Source organism: Achromobacter sp., assembly GCF_050285585.1.
Classification (GTDB): Bacteria; Pseudomonadota; Gammaproteobacteria; order Burkholderiales; family Burkholderiaceae_B; genus Achromobacter.
This window is the reverse complement of sequence record NZ_JBLZXF010000003.1, coordinates 366,523-385,835: the sequence shown is the minus strand read 5'-3', so window position 1 is coordinate 385,835 and position 19,313 is coordinate 366,523. Positions and strand designations below refer to the sequence as shown.

Sequence of the window (19,313 nt, the reverse complement as noted above, 5' to 3'; positions counted from 1 at the left end):
GCCCGCCATCCGATAATTCACGCTCGTTCCCTTGCTGTTTTGCCTTTTGCCTGCCGCATCCATGTCCGTTACCTTTGCCCCCCTGATCCCCGCAGTGGCCGAATTCGATGCTGACGGCCGGCTGTACAGTGCCGTCTACGGCGACGTCTATCACTCGCCATCCGGTGCGCTGGGGCAGGCGGAGCATGTGTTCCTGCGTGGCAACGGCCTGCCCGGGCGCTGGCGCGGGCGCGAGGCGTTCACGGTCTGCGAGACCGGCTTCGGGCTTGGGCTGAATTTCCTGGCGCTCTGGAAGGCCTGGCGGGACGACCCCCAGCGTTCCTCGGCGTTGCACGTGGTGTCGATGGAAGGGCATCCCTTCGGGCGCGAGGACCTGGCCGCCTTGCTGGAGCGTTACGCGCCCGAGCCGCTGGCGGACCTGGGGCGGCGGCTGGCCTCCCAGTGGCCAGACCTGCTGCCGGGCCTGCACCGCCTGGAGTTCGAGGGAGGCGCCGTCACATTGACGCTGGGCTTCGGCGATGCCCAGGTCCTGGCGCCGCGGCTGAGCGCGCGGGTGGATGCGTTCTTCCTGGACGGTTTTGCGCCCGAGCGCAATCCCCGGATGTGGGCTGCGCCGCTGCTGCGCGACCTGGCGGCGCTGGCCGCGCCTGGCGCCACGGTGGCGACGTGGGCTTGCACCGGAGACCTGCGCCGGGCGTTGCAGGAGGCGGGGTTCAACGTGCGGCGCGCCCCGGGCTATGGCGGCAAATGGCACATGACGGCGGGGGAAGCGGCCGCGGAGGGACGGGTGGCCGCGGCGCTGCGTCCAGCGGCTGGCGGGCATGCCGTCGTGGTGGGAGCGGGGCTGGCCGGGGGCGGGATCGCCCAGGCGCTGGCCATGCGCGGATGGCGCGTGACCGTGATCGACGCCAGCCGGGCGCAGGGCGCGCCCGCGCATGCGGGGCATATCGCCGCGGCGCTGACGCCCGTGGTGGCGCGCGACGACAATGCGCGGGCGCGCTTGTCGCGAGCGGGCAGCCAGCGGGCCCTGGCGCGATGGCGGGGGCTGCCGGCGGACGCGGCGCCGCGGGTTTGCGGCACCGTGCAGCTGGAGCGCGACGCGGGGCGGTCCGCGGCGATGGCCGGCACCCTGGCGGCGCTGGCGTTCCCGCAGGCGTGGGTGCGCCAGGTGAGCCGGGACGAAGCCAGCGCGATTGCAGGCCTGCCGCTGGCGCGCGGCGGCGTGTTCTTTGCGCGGGGCATGCTGGTGCGGCCCGGCCGCCTGATAGAGGCGCTGCTGGCGGTCCCCGGCGTGACGGTCCTGCCGGGGAGGGCGGAACGGGTCGAACGGACCGGGCAGGGGGCCGGGCAGGGCTGGAGCGTGCGGGATGCCTCGGGCGCCGAGCTGGCGAGCGCGGATACCGTCATCCTGGCCAACGCGGCGGGCGCCCAGGCGGTCCTGTCAGCGAGCGGCCTGCTGGATCCGCTGCCGCGCGTGGCGCAAATGCATGCGCTGGCCGGTGAAGTGACGCTGGTGCCTGCGGCGGCCCTGTCGGGCGGGCCGCGGTGCATCGTCGGCGGAGAAGGCTACCTGTTGCCGGACACGGGCGAAGGTTGCGTCGTGGGCAGTACGTACGTGCATGGCGCAAGCGAGGCCCGCGTGGGCGCAGAGGGGCAGCGCGTCACCCTGGACAAGGCGGCGGGCCTGCTGGGCGGCCGCCATCCGGATTTCGACGCCCTGGCTCCCGGCAGTCTGCCGGGCTGGGCAGGATGGAGGGCCGTGTTGCCGGGACGCCTGCCGGCCGTGGGCGAATTGCCGCATGCGCCCGGCCTTTGGCTTGCCGTGGGGTATGCGTCGCGCGGCCTGTCGTGGTCGGCCCTGATGGGGGACGTGATCGCCGCGCGCCTGCGAGGCGAACCCTCGCCCCTTGAAACGGACTTGGCCAGATTGGTTTCTCCCCGCTGAAAAAAGCCGGGACGGAGAGCGGGGAAGGGGCCCCAGGTGGCGTAGAATGCAGGAATTGCCTGGATTTGGCGCCAATTGGGCCTGAATTGGTGCCGGACCGGGTGTTTCGGCGGCCCGGCAGGCATCCGCGCCCATGGGCGATGGCCGGGGGCTTTAGACCCCTTTTATGGATGAGTTGGCCGTCCAAAAGAGGGACCGAGTTTATTTCAAAGCCCAAATCCGTCAAAATAGCGTCTTTTGATGGTTTTTGGCTTAAGCCGGGGGATGCTCTGTGCCGCCCAAGTTCGACTTTGCCCATACTACCCAGCTCGACACCATCGAGCTGCTGACGTCCCGCCCCAGTCGCATCGATTTCGACGCGGGCGATGGGTTGCACCTGGTAGTCGAGGCGCATGCGCCTGGTGTTTTTCGCCTGCGCTGCGGCGAGGCGAACCACCTTACCGATGACAAGCCCGGCGCGCGCGCGCGCGCCGTGGCGGAAATGCTGCTCGCGCGCCAGGAGGCCGTGGGCGAGGCAACCATTGCTCCACGCGAGGATGGGGACGGCTGGCGGATCGCCCAGGGCGATGTCGTCCTGGAAATCCAATCCGGCCCCGTGCGCGTGGCGCTCTACCGCAACGACGAACGCGTGTTCGAATCCGAGGTGTCGGCGCACACGCCCGCGTTCGGGCACAACGCGCTCGATCAGGCGGACGACGCCGTCTGGACGGTGGGTTTCGGGCTGCAGACCGATGAGCGCGTGTTCGGCCTGGGCGAGACTCCGGGCGATCTGAACCGCCGCGAGGAATCGGTGGTGTCCGACGATCCGGAACACCGCGCGCTGCCGCTGGCCTGGAGCCCGCGAGGCTGGGGCGTCTACGTGAACACGATGCGTCGCGTCGAGCATTCCGTGGGCGTGGCGCCCGCGGATTCCGCATACGTGCTGACCGTGGACGACGCGGTCCTCGACTTGTTCCTGTTCGTCGGCGAGCCCGGTGAAATCCTCAATCAGTACACCGCGCTGACGGGCCGCGCCGGCCAGCCGTCGCTGTGGGCGATGGGCGCGTGGCTGCAGCAGGCCGCGGGCGAGATGCCCACCGAGACGGTCGCCCTGGTGTCGCGCATGCGCGAGAACCAGATCCCGGTCGACGCCGTGACGCTGGCGCAGCCGGTGGCCTGGGGCTTCCAGGCGGACAAGACGGTTTTCGAATGGGATGCCCAGCGTTTCCCCGATGCCAAGCAGATGCTGGCGCTGTTCCACAAGCACAACGTGCATGTCGCCGCTTCCGGCTTCCCGGGCGTGCTGAAGACCAGCCCGCTGTTCGAGGAACTGGAAGACCGCGGCTGGCTGCTGACCAAGGATGACGGGTCGGCCCAGGTGTTCGACGGCAATGCCGCCACCTCGGGGCAGCCCTATGGCCTGCTGGACCTGACCTACCGCGACATCTATAACCTGTGGGTGGAGCGTCATCGCCAACTGGTCGAAGACGGCCTGGACGCGCCCGCGTGCGATGCCCAGATCGCCATTCCCGACGGTGTGACCGCCCGCAACGGCGAAACCGGCCCGGCGCTGCGCAGCATGTATCCGCTGCTGGTGCGCCGCGCGCTGTTCGACGCGGTCGCCGGCCTGAAGGTCCCGCCCGAGGGCGTGGTGCCCAGCGCAGACCTGTTCCCGGCCGCCCAGCGCCTGCCATGGCAGGTGGGGCCTCAGGTCGAGAACAGCTGGGAAGGCTTGCGCCACACCTTGCGCACCGCCCTGTCGATCGGGGCCAGCGGCCTGCCGGTGCAAGTGCACAATATCGGCTCGGCCTCGCGCGACCGCGCGGGCATGACGCCCGAGCTCTACCTGCGCTGGCTGACCGCCGGCGTGTTCTCGTCGAACTTCTCGTTCCAGGGCGTGGAAGGCCTGATGCCCTGGGACTTCGGCGAAGAAACCCTGGCGCACGCCAAGACCTGGCTGCAATGGCGCTATCGCCTGGTGCCCTATGTGCTGGGCGCCATCGAGGATTCCGCGCGTACCGGCCTGCCGGTGCAGCGTTCGATGGCCCTGTCGTTCCCGAACGATCCCCATGCGCACGATTGGGACCTGCAATACCTGCTGGGCCCGGCGCTGCTGGTGGCTCCCGTCACCGAACCTGGCAAGCAGGTGCGCGTGTACCTGCCCAAGGGCGAGGCCTGGTGGGACCTGAACACGGGGCACCGCTACGAAGGCGGCACCACCTGGACGATCGAGTGCGAGCTCGGCCAGTTCCCGGTGTTCGGCCGTGAAGGGCACATGCTCTGTCTTGGACCGGCCGCGCAGCACACGGGCGAGTTCAATTCGGCCCGCATCCTGGACGAGGTCTGGATGTTCGGCATGCCGGTGCATAACCCGGTGGTCATGCGCAACAAGATCCGCGTGATGCAGATGCAGGGTTCCAGCTACATCAAGGGGCTGGAAGGCTTGCGCATCTCACCGTCCGAAGGGCTCGAGGTCAAGCGCCGCGGCGCTGAAGTCCGGATCTCGCGGGCGCGTTAAGCGCCGTACCGAGCTCCTGGAGGCAGGGGCACCCCTTGCGAGGCCCACCTGGTGGGCGCGAGGCCGGGGAGGGACCAGATGGGCAGTCAGGAGGGCCTACCCTCCCGGCTGCCCATTTCCGCGTTATGGCTGGCGCCTTCCGGCGAGGCGGGCAGGCGGAACACGGGCCTGTATATTACTTAAAGTTATTAAAAATGGAAAAAACGGTCGTTCTCTTTAGAAGAGAGAAGATACAAAATCGCTTGCCATGATCCACATCGAGAACCTATCCAAGACCTACGCCACGCCGCATGGCCAGTTCCAGGCGCTGCGGGGCATCAACCTGCACATCGAGCAGGGCGAGGTCTTCGGCATCATTGGCCCCAGCGGGGCCGGCAAAAGCACGCTGGTGCAGTGCATCAACCTGCTGGAGCGGCCCAATGAAGGCACGATCGCCATCGGCGGCCAGCCCCTGACGGGCCTGAACGAAGCCCAATTGCGGGCCCAGCGCCGCCGCATCGGCATGGTGTTCCAGGGGTTCAACCTGCTGTCGCGCCGCACGGTGTACGGCAATGTGGCGCTGCCGCTGGAAATCGCGGGCGTCGACAAGGCCGAGATCCCGGCCCGCGTGGAGCGCCTGCTGGCCCTGGTGGGCCTGGAACACCTGCGGGACCGCTATCCCAGCCAGATCAGCGGCGGCCAGAAGCAGCGCGTCGGCATCGCCCGCGCCCTGGCCAACAACCCGGACGTGCTGCTCAGCGACGAGGCCACGTCCGCGCTGGACCCGGAAACCACGCACAACATCCTGGCCCTGTTGCGCGACATCAATCGCAAGACTGGCGTGACCGTCGTCATGATCACGCACCAGATGGAAGTGGTGCGCGAGGTTTGCGACCGCGTCGCCGTGCTGTCGCAGGGCGAAGTGGTGGAACTGGGCAGCACGCGCGAAGTGTTCGCGCAGCCCCGCCATGAAGTGACCCGCGCCATGGTGTCGGCCGCCACCGCGTCCGACCTGACCGACGCCACGCTGGCCGCGGTCAGGCAGCGCATCGATACCCTGGCCGCGGCCAAGCCGGGGCTGGCGTTGCGCTTGCTGCGCCTGTCGCTGACCGGCAACGACGCGTCGGGCTCCTTCCTGTCCGACCTGTACAAGCAGTTCTCGCTGGACGTGGACCTGGTCCAGGCCCGCGTCGAAGACATCCAGGGCGTGGCCGTCGGCACGATGTTCGTGCTGGCCCAGGGCGCGCCCGCCGCGGTGAAGGAGGCCATTGCCGCCCTGACCGCCCGTGACATCACCGTTGAAGAAATCGCTCATGAGCCCGCAACTGATCGACCTGCTTATTACGTCGCTGCTTGACACCCTCCTGATGGTGGGCGTGGCCAGCGCCATCGCCGTGGTGGCCGGTATTCCGCTGGGCGTCGTCCTGACCGTGACCGCCCGTGGCAATATGCTCGAGAACCAGTCCGTCAACCATGTGCTGGGCGCGGTGATCAACGCCACGCGCTCGGTGCCGTTCGTGATCCTGATGGTCGCGATCATTCCCTTCACGCGTTTCGTGGCGCAAACCTCGATCGGCACCACCGCCGCCATCGTGCCGCTGTCGGTCGCTGCCATCCCGTTCATGGCCCGGATCGCCGAGAACGCCATGCGGGAGGTCGATCCGGGGCTGATCACCGCCGCGCGCGCCATGGGCGCATCGCCCATGCAGATCATCCTCAAGGTGCTGCTGCCCGAGTCCTTGCCCGGCCTGGTGGCCGCCACGGTGGTGACGGTCGTCAGCCTGATCGGCTATTCGGCGATGGCCGGCGCCATCGGCGGCGGCGGACTGGGCGACCTCGCCATCCGCTACGGCTACCAGCGCTTCCAGTCCGACGTGATGGCCGCGGTCGTCATCGTGCTGATCGTTCTGGTACAGGTCATCCAGAGCCTGGGCGACCGCTACGTGCGCCGCATCTCGCATCGCTGACCTTTTTTCCCCACTTCCGACATTCGGGATATCCGCAACATGAGCATCAAGGTTTTGAAGTCGCTGGCCGCGTTCGCCCTGGGCGCCGCCGTATTCGCCCAGCCTGCGCTGGCGCAGGACAAGCCGCTGAAGATCGGCGTCACCGCCGGCCCGCACGCCCAGATCTTCGACGTGGTGAAACAGGAAGCCGCCAAGCAGGGCCTGAAGATCGAGGTCATCGAGTTCTCCGACTACGTGCAGCCCAACGTGGCGCTGGCGTCCGGCGACCTCGATGCCAACAGCTACCAGCACCAACCCTATCTGGACAACGCCAACGCCGACCGCGGCTACAAGCTGGTCAGCATCGCCAAGACCGTGATCTTCCCCATCGGCATCTACAGCAAGAAGATCAAGTCTCTGTCCGAGCTGAAGGAAGGCGCGCGCTTCGCGCTGCCGAACGATCCGACCAACGGCGGCCGCGCCCTGTTGCTGCTGCAAGCCAACGGCCTGATCAAGCTGCGCCCCGACACCGGCCTGAAGGCCACGCCCATCGACGTGGTCGAGAACCCGAAGAAGCTGCGCTTCATCGAGCTCGACGCGGCGCAGTTGCCGCGTTCGCTGGACGACACCGACGCCTCGGCGGTGAACACCAACTTTGCGCTGGAAGCCGGCCTGAACCCCGCCAAGGACGCCATTGCCCAGGAATCGCCGGACTCGCCGTACGCCAACGTGCTGGTCGTGCGTGAAAAGGACAAGGACCGTCCCGAGTTCGCCAAGCTGGTCAGCATCTACCATAGCCCGGCCGTGAAGCAGTTCATCGAGACCAAGTACAAGGGCGCCGTGGTAGCCGCCTGGTAAGCCTGCGCCATTCCTGTGAACGGCCGCCGCTGGCGGCCGTTTTCATTGGAGACTGGGGCGCGAGCCGGGCGGGCACGACCTTTTTTGACAAACGAGCCCAAGTGCGCCATAATTTCTGGCTTCGGTCGGGCTGATAGCTCAGTCGGTAGAGCAGCGGACTTTTAATCCGTTGGTCGCGAGTTCGAGTCTCGCTCAGCCCACCACCCCGATTTCCGCAGTACTGAAAGCGACGCCGCTCTATGAGCGGCGTTTTTTCATTGGGCCGTCGAAACTTCCGGCGGGCGCTGCTCGAAACGCCGCACGAGATGGTCGATAAAGGCGCGGACCTTGGCAGGGACATGCCTCGTATTCGGGTACAGCGCCGCCATCGTGTAGGGGCGCTGCTGCAACTCCAGGGGAATGGCGATGAGCCGGCCCTCGCGGATCGCCTCCGCCACGAGAAACTCCGGCAGCGACGCGATGCCCAGCCCTGCAATCGCCATGTCCCGGATGGCTTCCCCATTGTTGGCCAGGATCCGCGACCGCATCGCCACGGTGACGGGCTCCCCCTGCGGGCCCTCGAACTGCCAGAAGCGCCTGGCGTGCACCAAGGCGTAATCGATCGCGTCATGCTCAGCCAGATCGGCCACCCGATCGGGCATTCCGCGGCGTTGGGCATAGTCGGGGCTGCAGCAGATCAGCCGCCTGCATTCTCCCAGGGTGCGCGTCTTCAAGGACGAATCCTCGAAGTGTCCGATCCGGACGGCGACGTCGTAGCCGCCATGAGCGAGCTGGACCGGGCGGTCGTCATAGTCGACCGCGATTTCGAGGCCGGGATGCCGCCGGCCGAAATCGGCGATGACCGGCCCCAGATGCAGGATGCCGAACGACATCGGCGTGGAAATGCGGAGGCGGCCGCGCAGTGAGTCACCGTTGTCCGGCTGCATGTCTTCCACGGCCTCGTGCAATTCGCCGAGCAGGGGAGCGATGCGGTCGTACAGGGCTTCGCCGGCCTCCGTGGGCTCCAGCCTGCCGGGGAGCCGCTGGAATAGTTGCAGCCCCAGGGCCAGTTCAAAGTCGCGGACCCGCTTGCTGATCACCGATTTGGTCAGCTTCAGATGCGTGGCCGCGCCCGTTATTCCCCCGCATCGGACCACCTGTACGAAGGTTTCCATGTCGTCGTATCGCCATTGCATGGTTCCTTCCTTGGGTCAAAGGCGTTCGTGCGAACAAGGCCGGTAGTGTACTGCCGCGACAGGGGGCGAAGCGCCCCGGCGCGCAATGCTCGGCTTCGCGTTCGGTACCGGCGAATATCATGTTCGGCTGAAGGAAACCCATATTCCTCCCCAGCGCCGCGTGGCTGGACTACTCTTGCTCGGAGCCAACTTTTTCCTGGAGGAATTCATGGCCAAGCCCTATGCGAAACTCGACAAGACCCAGGCCGCGGTGCTGCTGGTCGACCATCAGACCGGCCTGCTCTCGCTGGTCAGGGATTTCCAGCCGGACCAGTTCAAGAACAACGTCCTGGCGCTGGCCGATCTGGCCGAGTACTTCAAGCTGCCCACCATCCTGACCACCAGTTTCGAAGATGGCCCCAACGGCCCGCTGGTGCAGGAGCTGAAAGACAAATTCCCGCAGGCGCCCTACATCGCGCGTCCCGGCAACATCAATGCCTGGGACAACGAGGACTTCGTCAAGGCCGTCAAAGCCACCGGCAAGAAGCAGCTGATCATCGCGGGCGTCGTCACCGAGGTGTGCGTCGCGTTCCCCGCGCTGTCGGCGCTCGAGGAAGGCTTCGACGTGTTCGTCGTCACCGATGCTTCCGGCACCTTCAACGAAGTGACCCGCAATGCCGCCTGGAGCCGCATGGAGCAGGCGGGCGCGCAGTTGATGAGCTGGTTCGGCGTCGCCTGCGAACTGCATCGCGACTGGCGCAACGATATCGAAGGCCTGGGAACGCTGTTCGCGAACCACATTCCGGACTATCGCAACCTGATGGCCTCGTATTCGACGGTCAAGGCCGGCAAGTAAGGCCTGGGCTCCCCGTCAGGAGGGCCGGCGCGCCGGCAGGGCCGACAGCTCATGCAGGCTCAGGCCGCAGCTGCGGGCGCGCACCGACAGGGATTCGCTGTGCGCCAGGGCGCGCTGGCTCTCTTCCAGCAGCACGTCCAGCTGTTCTTCCAGGGTCGCCGCCATGACCCAGGCGCGTTCGGCGAACAGGGCCGCAAAGCTGTCGACGCAGGCCTTGCAGATGGCCGCGCCGTTTTTCTCCAGCAGCGGCGCGCCCTGGGAGAGCGTCGATCGGCAGAATATACAGGCGAGTGCGAGGTTCATGCGTCTGGCGGCTCATCAGCGGGTTGGAGGGAGCGCGGACGCCGCGGATACCGGTGCCCTGCCATCAACAACGGCGCGGCCCGCGAACTCTTAAGCCCCCCCGGGCTGGGGGGGGGCGCCAGACGCTGCGGAGGAACGGCTTCCTAATTCACCACGAACCCGCCCGGCCCGGACTGGCCCAGCAATTCCCGGGCGCACTGCGTTGCCTGGCCCGGGGTCGCGACCGCCAGGAACGGCATGCCGAACGCGCGCGTCATCTTCTCGCCGCGCTTGCGTATCTTCTCGAGCGCGTCGGCGTTGCTTTCCACGGCGATGAACGCCCGGCAGCGGGCCTTCAGGCGCGGCATGTTGGCGGTCTGCCATTCGATCATGGCCTTGCGGTCCGCGGGGCCGGCTTCCTGCCGCATGTCGGGCACCACCATGACGAAGGTCTGGGGATTGTCCAGCAGCATTTCCATTTCGCGGATCCAGGTGGACGAGTAGCCGTCCGGCGCGCCGCCGTGCCGGGCGGTGACGATGGGAAACTGGGATAGATCGTGGAAGAAAAACTGTTCGCGGTTCATTCGAATTCTCCTTGGGGAGTGATGGGCGCGCCCTGGCGGCAGCCGCAGCCGCCGTAGAGCACCAAGCTGTAGGAATCCAGCCGGAAGCCCCTGCGCCTGGCGATCTTTCTTACCAATTGCGCCATGGTGGCGTCGCTGGATTCCAGGATCCGTCCGCATTGGGTGCAGACCAGATGATCGTGGTGTCCTTTGTCGTTGAGCTCGTACACGGTGGTGTGCGTATCGAGCTGAGTCCGTTTGAGCAGGCCGGCGCTTTCGAGTTGCGTGACGACGCGATAGACCGTGGCCAGGCCGATACTGCTGTGGTCCGAGACGAGGTTGCGGTAGACGTCCGCCGCGCTCATGTGCAGATCGGCATGCTGGTAGAAGATGTCCAGGATCTTCATCCGGGGAAAGGTGGCTTTGATGCCGGCGTGGCGCAGCCGAGAGTGGTCCATGAGGTTGCTCCTTCAGGGGGGCTGATGTCCTGATGAGAATGATGTACATTTTCAAAGAGCCGCGCTCCGCGGAAACCGTCAATCAGTAGCTCAAACCTGCCAACCATGCTTCATGTGGCCATCGCGCCCGCCTTGCCGGATGTCCTGCTGACGCCTTTCAGCGTTCAGGGCCGCCGCGAATCCAAAGGGATCTCCGTGCCTTCGCATGTCCATGACGAGGGCATGCTGGTGCTGGTGCACGAAGGGCTGGTGATGGTGCAGGCGGGCACCGAGGTCTGGACCGTGATGCCGGGCAGCCTGGGCTGGATTCCGCCGGGCGTGCGGCATGGCGCGCGCTGGTTCGGCGAGGCGCGCGGGTCGTTCCTGTACGTGCGCAAGGACGTCTGCGAGCGGCTGCCGGCCAGTTGCCGGTCGTGGCCCTCGTCCAAGCTGATCGAGGCCTTGATGGACCGCTTCACCGGCGCGGGCGCGCAGGCCGTGTCGCCGGCCTACCAGATGCAGCTGTTCGACGTGTTGCTGGAAGAGCTCAGGCACCGCGAACACGAACCCATGCTGCTGCCCATGCCGGCCGATCCGCGCCTGCAGGACCTGGCCCACTCGCTGCTGGATACGCCCGAGGACACCGCGGGCATCGATGAATGGGCGCAGCGGCTCAATATGTCGTCGCGCACGCTGATGCGCAGGTTCCGCCAGGAAACCGGGGTGACGCTGGGGCGGTGGCGCCAGCAGGCCCGCTTGCTGCGAGCCCTGGAGCTGCTGTGTCGCGGCGGTTCCGTCACCGAAGCCGGGCTTTCGGTGGGGTACGAGAGCACCAGCGCGTTCATCGGAAGTTTCCGCGCGGCGTTCGGCGCTACGCCCACCCGCTACCTGGCGGGCCGCGGCTAGGGGAAGCCGCCGGCCTCGCGCCCGCCGGGGGTGCCGCCGTCTCAGGCTGCGGCCGGCTGATTCGGATGCATGGGGCCCTGCGGATCGTTTTCGGCGTCCGGCCGGGGCGGTACCGGCGGCAGCCCCAGCCGCAGCCGCAGCCGCTGGCAATCGGGGTTGGGCGAACCGTCGGGCATCCAGATGTCGAATTCCCGGCAGGGCGTGGGGCGGTTTTCGTAGATGGCGCAGTGGATGCCGGGCCGGCCGAGCTCTCCCCGCAGCGCGATGCAGCGGCCGCCGCCGGTTTCGGTGCCTTTCATGCAGGCGCGCAGCGGGCTCATCTGGGTAACGAGTTCCACGGGCACGTGGCCGCCGTTTTCTCCGGCCAGTTCGCCGCAGTAGAACGAAACGCGGAAATGGGAGCAGCATGCCCCGCAGTCCAGGCAGGGGTTGGCCGCCGGGTCGTCGCCTGCCAGGACGGCGGGCGAGACGAAAGTGACAAGGGATGAGTCGAGCAGGGACATGGCGCGCAGTGCGTAAACCTGTCCGGCCCCGGCAGGTACGCAAAACCCGCAAGGGGCGCCGGAGCGCGCGGTCACGGCCGGCGCGGGATCAGGGTTGCAAATATTAGCTGGATATCCGTGGCGGCCGCTACGACTTTTTTCGAGTGTGTTGCTGCGGTAGCATCGGTGACCCGACTGCGGCCAGGAGCCAGAATTGAACGCCAAGACCGAATTCCCCGACGGCCTCGCCCGTTGCGGCTGGGTGGACACTTCCACCGAGTACATGGCCTATCACGATACAGAATGGGGCCACCCCGAAGCCGACGACCGTGCGCTGTTCGAGCAGCTTTGCCTGGAAGGCTTCCAGTCCGGGCTGAGCTGGCGCACCATCCTGTCCAAGCGCGAGGCCTTCCGCCGCGGCTTTGCCAATTTCGATCCCGCCCGGGTGGCGCGATTCGGCGAAAAAGAGGTGGCGGCGTTGTTGGCCGACTCCGGCATCGTGCGCCACCGGGGGAAGATCGAGGCCGTGATCAACAATGCGGCCCGCGCGCTTGAGATGATCCAGCGCGAGGGGTCGCTGGCCGCCTATCTGTGGCGCTTCGAAGCCCCGGCCGGCGCGCCGTCCACCTATGGCGCGTCCACGTCCGAGCAGTCCGAGGCCTTGTCCAAGGCGCTGAAGAAGCTGGGCTGGAAGTTCGTCGGGCCCACGACGGTCTATGCGTTCATGCAATCGGTCGGCATGGTGAACGATCACAGCCCCGATTGCCACTGCTACGCGGCCAGCGAGAAGGCGCGCAAGGCGTTCAGGCGGCCGGCGTAGCCTGTTCCGGGACGGCGGCTCCAGGCAGGCAGTAGCGTCCTTCGCGGTAGGCCCAGCTGGGCCACAGCGCATGCGCCAGCGCCTCGGCGGCCAGGGCGGGGTTCAGGGCCACCGGCGCGTAGTCCTCGGGCGCGGTGTAGCGGTACTGCACCGGCGTCTTGTTGGGCGCCAGCACCAGCAGCTCGTCTTCCTTCAGATACCCGTAGGTGTTGTCGTACTGCATGATGGCCCGGCCGGGCGTGCTGCGGGTCAGGTCATGCCCGATCATCGGATGCTCGGTGTCCACGCCTATCAGCGACAGCAGGGTTGGGGGCAGGTCGATCTGGCTGATCAGGCGCTCGTCGCGGCGCGCCTGGATGCCGGCGCCCAGGATCACGGCCGGGATATGGAAGTGCCGCACCGGCACCAGGCTGGCGCCGAAGACCCGGGAATCATGATCGGCGGCCACCAGGAATACCGTGTTTTCCCAGTAGGGCGAGGCCTTGGCGCGTTCGAAGAAGCGGCCCAGCGCCCAGTCCGCATAACGGACGGTGTTTTCCACGGTGGCGGGATTGCCCTCGGTCTGGATGCGGCCCGCCGGGTATTCCCACGGAGAATGGTTCGACACGCTGAAGGCCAGCGTGAAGGTCGGCTGGTCGCCGTCTTCGCGCAGCAGCCGGTCGAGCTGGTTGAACATGTCTTCGTCCGAGGCGCCCCAGGTGCCGACGAATGCCGGGTCGACGAAATCGGCGCGATCCACGATCTGCCTGAAGCCGTTGCCCAGGAAGAAGCCCTTCATATTGTCGAAGTGCGACTCGCCGCCGTAGATGAAGCGCGAATGGTAGCCGTGGCGGCCGAGCAGGTCCGCCAGGGAGAAAAAGCCCCGCTGAGACCGCGGCAGTTTCAGCACGGCCTGGGCGGGCGTGGGCAGGAAGCCGGTGACCACCGCCTCCAGCCCGCGCACCGAGCGGGTGCCCGTCGCGTAAGCGCGTGTGAACGTCCAGGCCTCGCGCGCCAGCGCATCCAGCTCCGGCGTCAGGTCGGCGCCGCCCAGGCCGGCGCTGTACTGCGCGCCCAGGCTTTCCTCCAGGATGATCACCAGGTTGAGCGGCCGCGCCGTCTTGCGGCTGGACGGCTGGCGGTGCAGGCTGGGATAGTCCGGGTTGGCGGGCGGAACGGGCAGGCCGGCCTGCGCCAGCACCAGCCCGTGCATCTTGTCGTCGTCCATGCCGCCGTAGACGGCGGAGGCGGACTTCTCGTTCTTCATGCTGTAGACGGCATAGAAAACGTTGTAGAGCGAATTCAGCGCCAGGGTGTTGAGCATGCCGTCCGAGCTATAGGCCACCGACGACGGGTTGATGGGGCGGTGGCCCAGGGTGCCGCGGATGGCCAGGATGACGGCCGCCAGTATCGCCACGCTGGCGAGCGGCATTTGCCACCAGACGAGCTGGGCGTCCGGCCGGGCATCGCCAAACAGGCCGTAGGCGCCCCAGCCTATCAGCGCCAGGACGCCCAGGCCGCCCACCAGCGCCGTCTTGTAGCCGCGCCAGAGCATGCCGGACACTTCGCGCGGATGCTTGAGGTATTCGACGAAGAGGCGGTTGGGGCGGCTGTCGTATTCCAGGATGAAGGGCGGCGTGGCCACTTCCAGGAAGGCCAGCAGGATGAAGGCGACCAGGTACCAGTAGCCGGCCAGCGTCGCGGCCAGGGGGAAATGGCCCAGCAGGGGCGACAGCACGGCGGGCAGGGCCGCCAGCACGCCGATCTGATGGGCGTCGATGCGCAGCCCGCCCAGCAGCAGGGGCAGCAGGCCGCCGGCATTGCGCACGCGCTTGAACTGCCAGGCGGCCAGCGCCAGGCGGCTGAGCGTCAGCAGCGCAAATGCCGCCACCACGAAAATCAAGGTCGAATGCCGCATCGGGCCTCCAGGTTATTCAGCGTTCCGACGTGACCGGGCCGGTCGTCTCTCGCGTTCGGACATTTGAACCGCGCCGGCGTTGAAAATTCGCCTGGCGCTGGCGTGTCCTGCGTATTTCTCTGTCCGGAGCCTTTTCGTTTTGTAACCGGCCGCCACGAGGCCGGGCACGCGCCATGCTGCGCAAACGCCGGGCGACGCGCGCCGCGCGCCTCCACCGGGACCAACGGGCATGGAAAGATCCGCATACATTATGGGGCCAGCAATCCCGGCCGGCACTGCGGGCCGCGATACCCTTTAGAGGTAGCGATGGCCGGCTGCGGTATGCCGGCCGCAATGGCAAGGATAATAACCATGACGCGCTCAAGAAAAATAGCGATCGGGATTGTAGGGGGAGCGGCGCTCCTGGTGGTCGTGCTGGTGGTGGCGATCGCCGCCTTCGACTGGAACCGGGCCAGGCCCATGATCAACGAGCGAGTCAGCGCCGCGATCGGGCGCCCCTTCGCCATCAATGGCGACCTGAGCGTCGAGTGGCAGCGGCAGCCCGAGGAGGGAGGCTGGCGCGCCTGGGTGCCATGGCCGCGCGTCATCGCCAACGATATCTCGGTGGGCAACGCGCCCTGGGCCAAAGCGCCCCAGTTCGCCACGCTCAAGCGCGGCGAATTCAGCCTTGCGCCCTTGCCGCTGCTGCGCCAGCGGGTGGTGATCCGGCGCATCCAGCTGACCGAGCCCGCGGCGGACCTGGAGCGCCTGGCCGATGGCCGGGCGAACTGGACGTTCACGTTGCCCGAGACCGGCGAGCCCTCGCCCTGGGTCCTGGACATCAACGAGATCGGTTTCGACAAGGGCCGCGTGGGGCTGGTCGACGAGATCCTCAAGGCCGACCTGACCGTCCAGGTGGACCCCCTGGGCAAGCCCGTGCCGTTCGCCGACGTGGCGGGCGCGGCCTTTGCCGAGGAAGGCGGCGCAAAGACGGCGCCGCGCGATTACGTATTCGGCTGGAAGGTGGCGGGAAAGTACAAGGGTCTGGCCACCAAGGGCGAAGGCAAGGTCGGCGGCATGCTGGCCCTGCAGGACGACAAGCAGCCGTTCCCGGTGCAGGCCGACGTGGCGATCGGCGGAACGCGGGCCGCCGTTACCGGCACCTTGACCGATCCGGTCAACCTGGGCGCGCTGGACCTGCGGCTGAAACTGTCGGGCGCTTCGATGGCCCAGCTGTATCCGCTGACCGGCGTCACGCTGCCGGACACGCCGCCGTATTCCACCGACGGACACCTGGTCGCCAGGCTGCGCAGTCCGGGCGGAGCCGTGTTCGACTACAAGGGCTTCAACGGCAAGGTCGGAAACAGCGATCTGCATGGCGATATCTCGTTCGCGCTGGGCGCGCCGCGCCCCAGGCTGACCGGCACGCTGTCTTCCAAGCAGCTGCGCATGGCGGATCTGGGGCCGCTGATCGGCGTGCCCTCGGGCACGGTCGCGGGGGCGCAAGCCGACAAGGCCAAGGATGCGCCGGCCAAGCCCAAGGGCGGCAAGGTGCTGCCCACCCAGGCCTTCCGCACGGACCGCTGGCGCGACATGGACGCCGACGTGTCGCTGGAGGCCGGCCGCATCGTCCACGACAGCAAACTGCCGCTGTCGGATCTCTCCGTTCATCTGGTGCTGCAGGACGGCAAGCTGACGCTGGATCCCCTGCGCTTCGGCATGGCGGGAGGGAGCATCAACTCGACGATCCGCCTGGACGGCGCCGGCGCGCCCCTGACCGGCCGGGTAGAGATGCATGCGCGCCGCCTGAGGCTCAAGCAGCTCTTTCCCGCGACCCCGGCGATGCAGAAGACGCTGGGCGAGCTGAACGGAGACCTGGCCATCAGCGGCGCGGGCAACTCCGTGGCGGCGCTTCTGGGCACGGCCACGGGCGACGTGAAGATGCTGGTCAACGATGGGGTGATCAGCCGCAGCCTGATGGAAATCGCGGGCCTCAACGTCGGCAACTACGTCGTGTCCAAGCTGTTCGGCGACGACGAGGTAAAGATCAACTGCGGCGCTGCCGACCTGGGCATGAAGAACGGCGTCATGACGCCGCGCATCTTCGTGTTCGACACCGAGAACGCCCTGATCAGCATTACCGGCACGGCCGACTTCAAGAACGAGAAGCTGGATATGGACATCACGCCGGACAGCAAGGGGTTCCGCATCTTTTCGCTGCGTTCGCCGCTGTACGTGCGAGGCTCCTTCGGTTCGCCGGACGTGGGCGTGCATGCGCTGCCGCTGGCGGCGCGCGGCGCGGGCATGGTGGCCCTGGGCGTGCTGCTCACGCCGGCGGCCGGATTGCTGGCGCTGGTGGCGCCCAGCACGACCGACGAGAACGCGTGCGGCCCCATGCTTGAGCAGATGCGCAAGCCGCCGAAGGCGCCCGCTCCGGCCAGGAAGTAGGGGGCTTCAGGCCTGCGGCGCGATCCGCGAGCCGGCCTGGGTGTTGTCGTCCGCGACGCAGACGGCGTTGCGGCCGTGGTTCTTGGCGTAGTAGAGCGCCTGATCCGCGCGCTGGCAGACGGCATCCAGTGTCGCGCCATGCTCCGGGTAGGCCGCCACGCCCGCCGAGATCGTGATGGGGCCCGGCGCCATGCCGTGCTGCGCAGCCACCCGCAGGCGCAGGCGTTCGACGGTCGCGATCGCCGCGGCCATCGGCGCGCCGGGCAGCAGCATGACGAATTCCTCGCCGCCGGCGCGCGCCAGCGTGTCGCCGTCGCGGGAGCCTGCGCGCATCAGCGCCGCCAACTCCTGCAGCGCGCGGTCGCCGGCCGCATGGCCGTAGCGATCGTTGATCGTCTTGAAGTGGTCGATGTCGATGGCCACGATCGCCACAGTCTCGTCCTCGGCCTGCAGCAGCGCCAGCGCCTCGTCCAGGCCGCGCCGGTTCAGCAGGCCGGTCAAGGTGTCCGTGGTGCTTTCGCGCCGCAGATCGTGGATCTTGTGATGCAGCGAGGCAAGTCCCATGAGCAGCGCGCGCTTGAGCTGCGCCGCTTCGAAATACCACGAGCGCACGCTGCGGATGCGGTCCGCGGAATCCGGGTTCTGCATGTGTTTGGCGATGCCGGCCAGTTCGCCCAGGGGCCGCGCTATCAGGTGCGACAGTAGCCAGATGGTTGCCACGGCAAGCAGCAGCAGCGGCAGCGTATTGCTGGCCGTGGCCATGAGCAGGGCGCTCAGGGGCTGCAGCGTATTGTCGACGGGGCGCTGCGCGATGATGCTCCAGCCTGTGCTCGGCACCGGCGCATAGCCCGCGAGCATCTCGCGGCCCTGGTCGTCGGTGTAGCGCATTTCGCCGGTTTCGCCGCGCCGTGCCGAGGCGAAGGCCTCGTTGTCGGGGCTGGCGCGCCCGAGGCGGCTGTCGTCGGGGTGATAGATCAGCGTGCCGTCGCGATCCACGACATACAGCGAGGAGTCGTCGCGGTAGAAGTGCTGGCCCAGCAGGCGGTCCAGCACATTGTCCCCGTGCAGGTAAAGCGTGCCCGCGATATAGCCGAGATATCGCCCGTCGGCGGCAAGAATGGGGTGGGTGTACAGGATCAGCCAGCGGCCGCTGCGGGTCTTGAAGGGCTCGCTGATGGTCGGCCGTCTGGCGTCCAGCGCGTCCCTGAAGGCGTCGCTGCGCAGATGCTGGCCCAGCAGGTGCGGCGACGATGTGGGCTCGGCCAGCACCTTGCCTTGCGGCGACACGACGAAGCTGGAATTGAAATGCCCCAGTTGCCGATCCTGGCGCCGCGTCTCCGCGATCATGAGTTCCGGATGGGCCTCCATATCGGACAGCACTTCCGCGCTGTAAGCCAGGTAGCGTTGCAGATCGGTCAGGAACGAATCGGTCGCGCTCGCCAGCTTGGACGCGTAGACCCGGTTGACCTCCAGCGCATTGCGCAGCAACAGGTCGCGCTGCACGAGATAGCTGGCATGCAGGCCGCCTGCCAGCACCAGGATGATCGACAGCAGGCTGATCCACAGAATGAGGCGCCGCAGGTCGATGCGGAACATGCCGCGAACCGTCAGGGGCGGGCGCGGTCCGGCTGGCAGCCGGCCAGCGCGTCCCAGGCGCACATCGCCTGCCTGGCCACGGCCTGCAAGGTCTTGCGGCTTGCGCCGTCGCGCGCCTGGATCGACATGCCGTGCAGCACGGTGGTGTAGAACGCGGCAAGGCCCTTGAGGTCCGCGCCGGGAGGCAGCTCGCCGTCGGCGGCGCCCGCATGCAGGCGAGCCAGGATCCGGCTTTGCATTTCGCGGCGGTTGTCGCCCAGGAAGTCGCCCACGCTGGCGTGATTCACGCAGCCCGAGGGCGCGCCCAGCACGATCATGCAGCCGGGCGGATGGCCGGGAGCGGTGAAGCGTTCGGCCGAAGCCAGCAGCATCGACTGGATGCCTTCGCGCGCGGTGGGGGCGTCTTCCAGCGCGCGCCTGCCCGAGCCGCCTTCGGTGTCGCGGTAGAGCTCCACGGCTTCGCGGAACAGGCCTTCCTTCGAGCCAAAGGCGCCATAAAGGCTGGGCGAATTGATGCCCATCGCTTCCGTCAGGTCGGCCAGCGATGCTCCTTCATATCCCTTCGACCAGAACACATCCATGGCCCGGCGCAAGGCCTGGGCCCGGTCGAAGTTCCGGGGGCGCCCACGTTCTGCCATGGCGACGATTTTACTCGCGGCGCAAATTTT

General features: G+C 67.5%; 17 protein-coding genes and 1 tRNA gene. 10 read left to right on the top strand and 8 right to left on the bottom strand.

Annotation, left to right across the window (positions count from 1 at the left end; all coding sequences use genetic code 11):
• Nucleotides 1–61 precede the first annotated feature (61 nt).
• The 6 genes from mnmD (at nucleotide 62) to ACN6PJ_RS07305 (ending at nucleotide 7,428) form a co-directional block, all read left to right on the top strand.
• Nucleotides 62–1,945, top strand: a complete 1,884-nt coding sequence (gene mnmD, locus ACN6PJ_RS07330; RefSeq protein ID WP_427995213.1) for a tRNA (5-methylaminomethyl-2-thiouridine)(34)-methyltransferase MnmD — start codon at nucleotides 62–64, stop codon at nucleotides 1,943–1,945.
• 271 nt (nucleotides 1,946–2,216) lie between these two features.
• Nucleotides 2,217–4,442, top strand: coding sequence for a glycoside hydrolase family 31 protein (locus tag ACN6PJ_RS07325; protein ID WP_427995212.1), 2,226 nt, complete (start codon nucleotides 2,217–2,219; stop codon nucleotides 4,440–4,442).
• Between the two features lie 247 nt (nucleotides 4,443–4,689).
• Nucleotides 4,690–5,778, top strand: coding sequence for a methionine ABC transporter ATP-binding protein (locus ACN6PJ_RS07320; RefSeq protein ID WP_427995211.1), 1,089 nt, complete (start codon nucleotides 4,690–4,692; stop codon nucleotides 5,776–5,778).
• Nucleotides 5,735–6,388 (top strand): methionine ABC transporter permease, encoded by a 654-nt coding sequence (locus ACN6PJ_RS07315; RefSeq protein ID WP_427995210.1) that lies wholly within the window; start codon nucleotides 5,735–5,737, stop codon nucleotides 6,386–6,388. The genes ACN6PJ_RS07320 and ACN6PJ_RS07315 overlap by 44 nt, the downstream gene beginning before the upstream one ends.
• A gap of 39 nt (nucleotides 6,389–6,427) precedes the next feature.
• Nucleotides 6,428–7,225 (top strand): MetQ/NlpA family ABC transporter substrate-binding protein, encoded by a 798-nt coding sequence (locus tag ACN6PJ_RS07310; RefSeq protein WP_427995209.1) that lies wholly within the window; start codon nucleotides 6,428–6,430, stop codon nucleotides 7,223–7,225.
• A gap of 127 nt (nucleotides 7,226–7,352) precedes the next feature.
• A tRNA-Lys gene (locus tag ACN6PJ_RS07305) sits at nucleotides 7,353–7,428 on the top strand.
• Nucleotides 7,429–7,479: 51 nt separating this feature from the next.
• Here ACN6PJ_RS07305 and ACN6PJ_RS07300 read toward each other — a convergent pair.
• Nucleotides 7,480–8,400, bottom strand: coding sequence for a LysR family transcriptional regulator (locus tag ACN6PJ_RS07300; protein ID WP_427995208.1), 921 nt, complete (start codon nucleotides 8,398–8,400; stop codon nucleotides 7,480–7,482).
• A 208-nt stretch (nucleotides 8,401–8,608) separates the two neighbouring features.
• Here ACN6PJ_RS07300 and ycaC point away from each other — a divergent pair, with 208 nt between their 5' ends.
• On the top strand, nucleotides 8,609–9,235 hold the full coding sequence (gene ycaC, locus ACN6PJ_RS07295; RefSeq protein WP_427995207.1) for an isochorismate family cysteine hydrolase YcaC: 627 nt from the start codon (nucleotides 8,609–8,611) through the stop codon (nucleotides 9,233–9,235).
• Between the two features lie 15 nt (nucleotides 9,236–9,250).
• Here the strand turns inward: ycaC and ACN6PJ_RS07290 are convergent, their stop codons facing one another.
• The 3 genes from ACN6PJ_RS07290 to ACN6PJ_RS07280 all read right to left on the bottom strand — a co-directional run bounded on the left by ACN6PJ_RS07290 (nucleotide 9,251) and on the right by ACN6PJ_RS07280 (nucleotide 10,538).
• A complete protein-coding gene (locus tag ACN6PJ_RS07290) occupies nucleotides 9,251–9,538 on the bottom strand; it encodes an MSHA biogenesis protein MshH (protein WP_427995206.1) in 288 nt (95 codons plus the stop codon).
• A gap of 143 nt (nucleotides 9,539–9,681) precedes the next feature.
• A complete protein-coding gene (locus ACN6PJ_RS07285; RefSeq protein ID WP_427995205.1) occupies nucleotides 9,682–10,101 on the bottom strand; it encodes a hypothetical protein in 420 nt (139 codons plus the stop codon).
• Nucleotides 10,098–10,538: a transcriptional repressor gene (locus tag ACN6PJ_RS07280; RefSeq protein WP_427995204.1), complete on the bottom strand. Its 441-nt coding sequence runs from the start codon at nucleotides 10,536–10,538 to the stop codon at nucleotides 10,098–10,100. The genes ACN6PJ_RS07285 and ACN6PJ_RS07280 overlap by 4 nt, the downstream gene beginning before the upstream one ends.
• Before the next feature lie 105 nt (nucleotides 10,539–10,643).
• On the opposite strand from ACN6PJ_RS07280, the gene ACN6PJ_RS07275 reads away from it, so the two are divergent.
• Nucleotides 10,644–11,423 carry a helix-turn-helix domain-containing protein gene (locus ACN6PJ_RS07275; RefSeq protein WP_427995203.1) on the top strand — a complete coding sequence of 260 codons (780 nt, stop codon included), beginning with the start codon at nucleotides 10,644–10,646 and terminating at the stop codon, nucleotides 11,421–11,423.
• 41 nt (nucleotides 11,424–11,464) lie between these two features.
• On the opposite strand, the gene ACN6PJ_RS07270 is transcribed toward ACN6PJ_RS07275, so the two are convergent.
• A complete protein-coding gene (locus ACN6PJ_RS07270) occupies nucleotides 11,465–11,926 on the bottom strand; it encodes a YkgJ family cysteine cluster protein (RefSeq protein WP_427995202.1) in 462 nt (153 codons plus the stop codon).
• Between the two features lie 193 nt (nucleotides 11,927–12,119).
• Between ACN6PJ_RS07270 and ACN6PJ_RS07265 the strand changes: the two genes are divergently transcribed.
• Entirely contained in the window at nucleotides 12,120–12,725 is a 606-nt protein-coding gene (locus ACN6PJ_RS07265; RefSeq protein WP_427995201.1) for a DNA-3-methyladenine glycosylase I, read from the top strand.
• Here the strand turns inward: ACN6PJ_RS07265 and ACN6PJ_RS07260 are convergent.
• A complete protein-coding gene (locus ACN6PJ_RS07260; RefSeq protein WP_427995200.1) occupies nucleotides 12,709–14,622 on the bottom strand; it encodes an LTA synthase family protein in 1,914 nt (637 codons plus the stop codon). The genes ACN6PJ_RS07265 and ACN6PJ_RS07260 overlap by 17 nt on opposite strands.
• A 351-nt stretch (nucleotides 14,623–14,973) precedes the next feature.
• On the opposite strand from ACN6PJ_RS07260, the gene ACN6PJ_RS07255 reads away from it, so the two are divergent.
• The gene (locus ACN6PJ_RS07255) at nucleotides 14,974–17,049 is read left to right on the top strand and encodes an AsmA family protein (protein WP_427995199.1); all 2,076 of its coding nucleotides are present in this window, start codon (nucleotides 14,974–14,976) and stop codon (nucleotides 17,047–17,049) included.
• A gap of 6 nt (nucleotides 17,050–17,055) precedes the next feature.
• Here the strand turns inward: ACN6PJ_RS07255 and ACN6PJ_RS07250 are convergent, their stop codons facing one another.
• A complete protein-coding gene (locus ACN6PJ_RS07250) occupies nucleotides 17,056–18,645 on the bottom strand; it encodes a sensor domain-containing diguanylate cyclase (RefSeq protein WP_427995198.1) in 1,590 nt (529 codons plus the stop codon).
• An 11-nt stretch (nucleotides 18,646–18,656) separates the two neighbouring features.
• Nucleotides 18,657–19,283 carry a TetR/AcrR family transcriptional regulator gene (locus ACN6PJ_RS07245; protein ID WP_427995197.1) on the bottom strand — a complete coding sequence of 209 codons (627 nt, stop codon included), beginning with the start codon at nucleotides 19,281–19,283 and terminating at the stop codon, nucleotides 18,657–18,659.
• Between the last annotated feature and the right edge of the window lie 30 nt (nucleotides 19,284–19,313).

Bases quoted from the DNA above. Each gene is read 5' to 3' on its own strand.
- mnmD (WP_427995213.1), top strand. From the start codon at position 62: ATGTCCGTTACCTTTGCCCCCCTGATCCCCGCAGTGGCCGAATTCGAT.
- ACN6PJ_RS07320 (WP_427995211.1), top strand. From the start codon at position 4,690: ATGATCCACATCGAGAACCTATCCAAGACCTACGCCACGCCGCATGGC.
- ACN6PJ_RS07315 (WP_427995210.1), top strand. From the start codon at position 5,735: ATGAGCCCGCAACTGATCGACCTGCTTATTACGTCGCTGCTTGACACC.
- ACN6PJ_RS07310 (WP_427995209.1), top strand. From the start codon at position 6,428: ATGAGCATCAAGGTTTTGAAGTCGCTGGCCGCGTTCGCCCTGGGCGCC.
- ACN6PJ_RS07300 (WP_427995208.1), bottom strand. From the start codon at position 8,400: ATGCAATGGCGATACGACGACATGGAAACCTTCGTACAGGTGGTCCGA.
- ycaC (WP_427995207.1), top strand. From the start codon at position 8,609: ATGGCCAAGCCCTATGCGAAACTCGACAAGACCCAGGCCGCGGTGCTG.
- ACN6PJ_RS07290 (WP_427995206.1), bottom strand. From the start codon at position 9,538: ATGAACCTCGCACTCGCCTGTATATTCTGCCGATCGACGCTCTCCCAG.
- ACN6PJ_RS07285 (WP_427995205.1), bottom strand. From the start codon at position 10,101: ATGAACCGCGAACAGTTTTTCTTCCACGATCTATCCCAGTTTCCCATC.
- ACN6PJ_RS07280 (WP_427995204.1), bottom strand. From the start codon at position 10,538: ATGGACCACTCTCGGCTGCGCCACGCCGGCATCAAAGCCACCTTTCCC.
- ACN6PJ_RS07275 (WP_427995203.1), top strand. From the start codon at position 10,644: ATGCTTCATGTGGCCATCGCGCCCGCCTTGCCGGATGTCCTGCTGACG.
- ACN6PJ_RS07270 (WP_427995202.1), bottom strand. From the start codon at position 11,926: ATGTCCCTGCTCGACTCATCCCTTGTCACTTTCGTCTCGCCCGCCGTC.
- ACN6PJ_RS07260 (WP_427995200.1), bottom strand. From the start codon at position 14,622: ATGCGGCATTCGACCTTGATTTTCGTGGTGGCGGCATTTGCGCTGCTG.
- ACN6PJ_RS07255 (WP_427995199.1), top strand. From the start codon at position 14,974: ATGACGCGCTCAAGAAAAATAGCGATCGGGATTGTAGGGGGAGCGGCG.
- ACN6PJ_RS07250 (WP_427995198.1), bottom strand. From the start codon at position 18,645: ATGTTCCGCATCGACCTGCGGCGCCTCATTCTGTGGATCAGCCTGCTG.
- ACN6PJ_RS07245 (WP_427995197.1), bottom strand. From the start codon at position 19,283: ATGGCAGAACGTGGGCGCCCCCGGAACTTCGACCGGGCCCAGGCCTTG.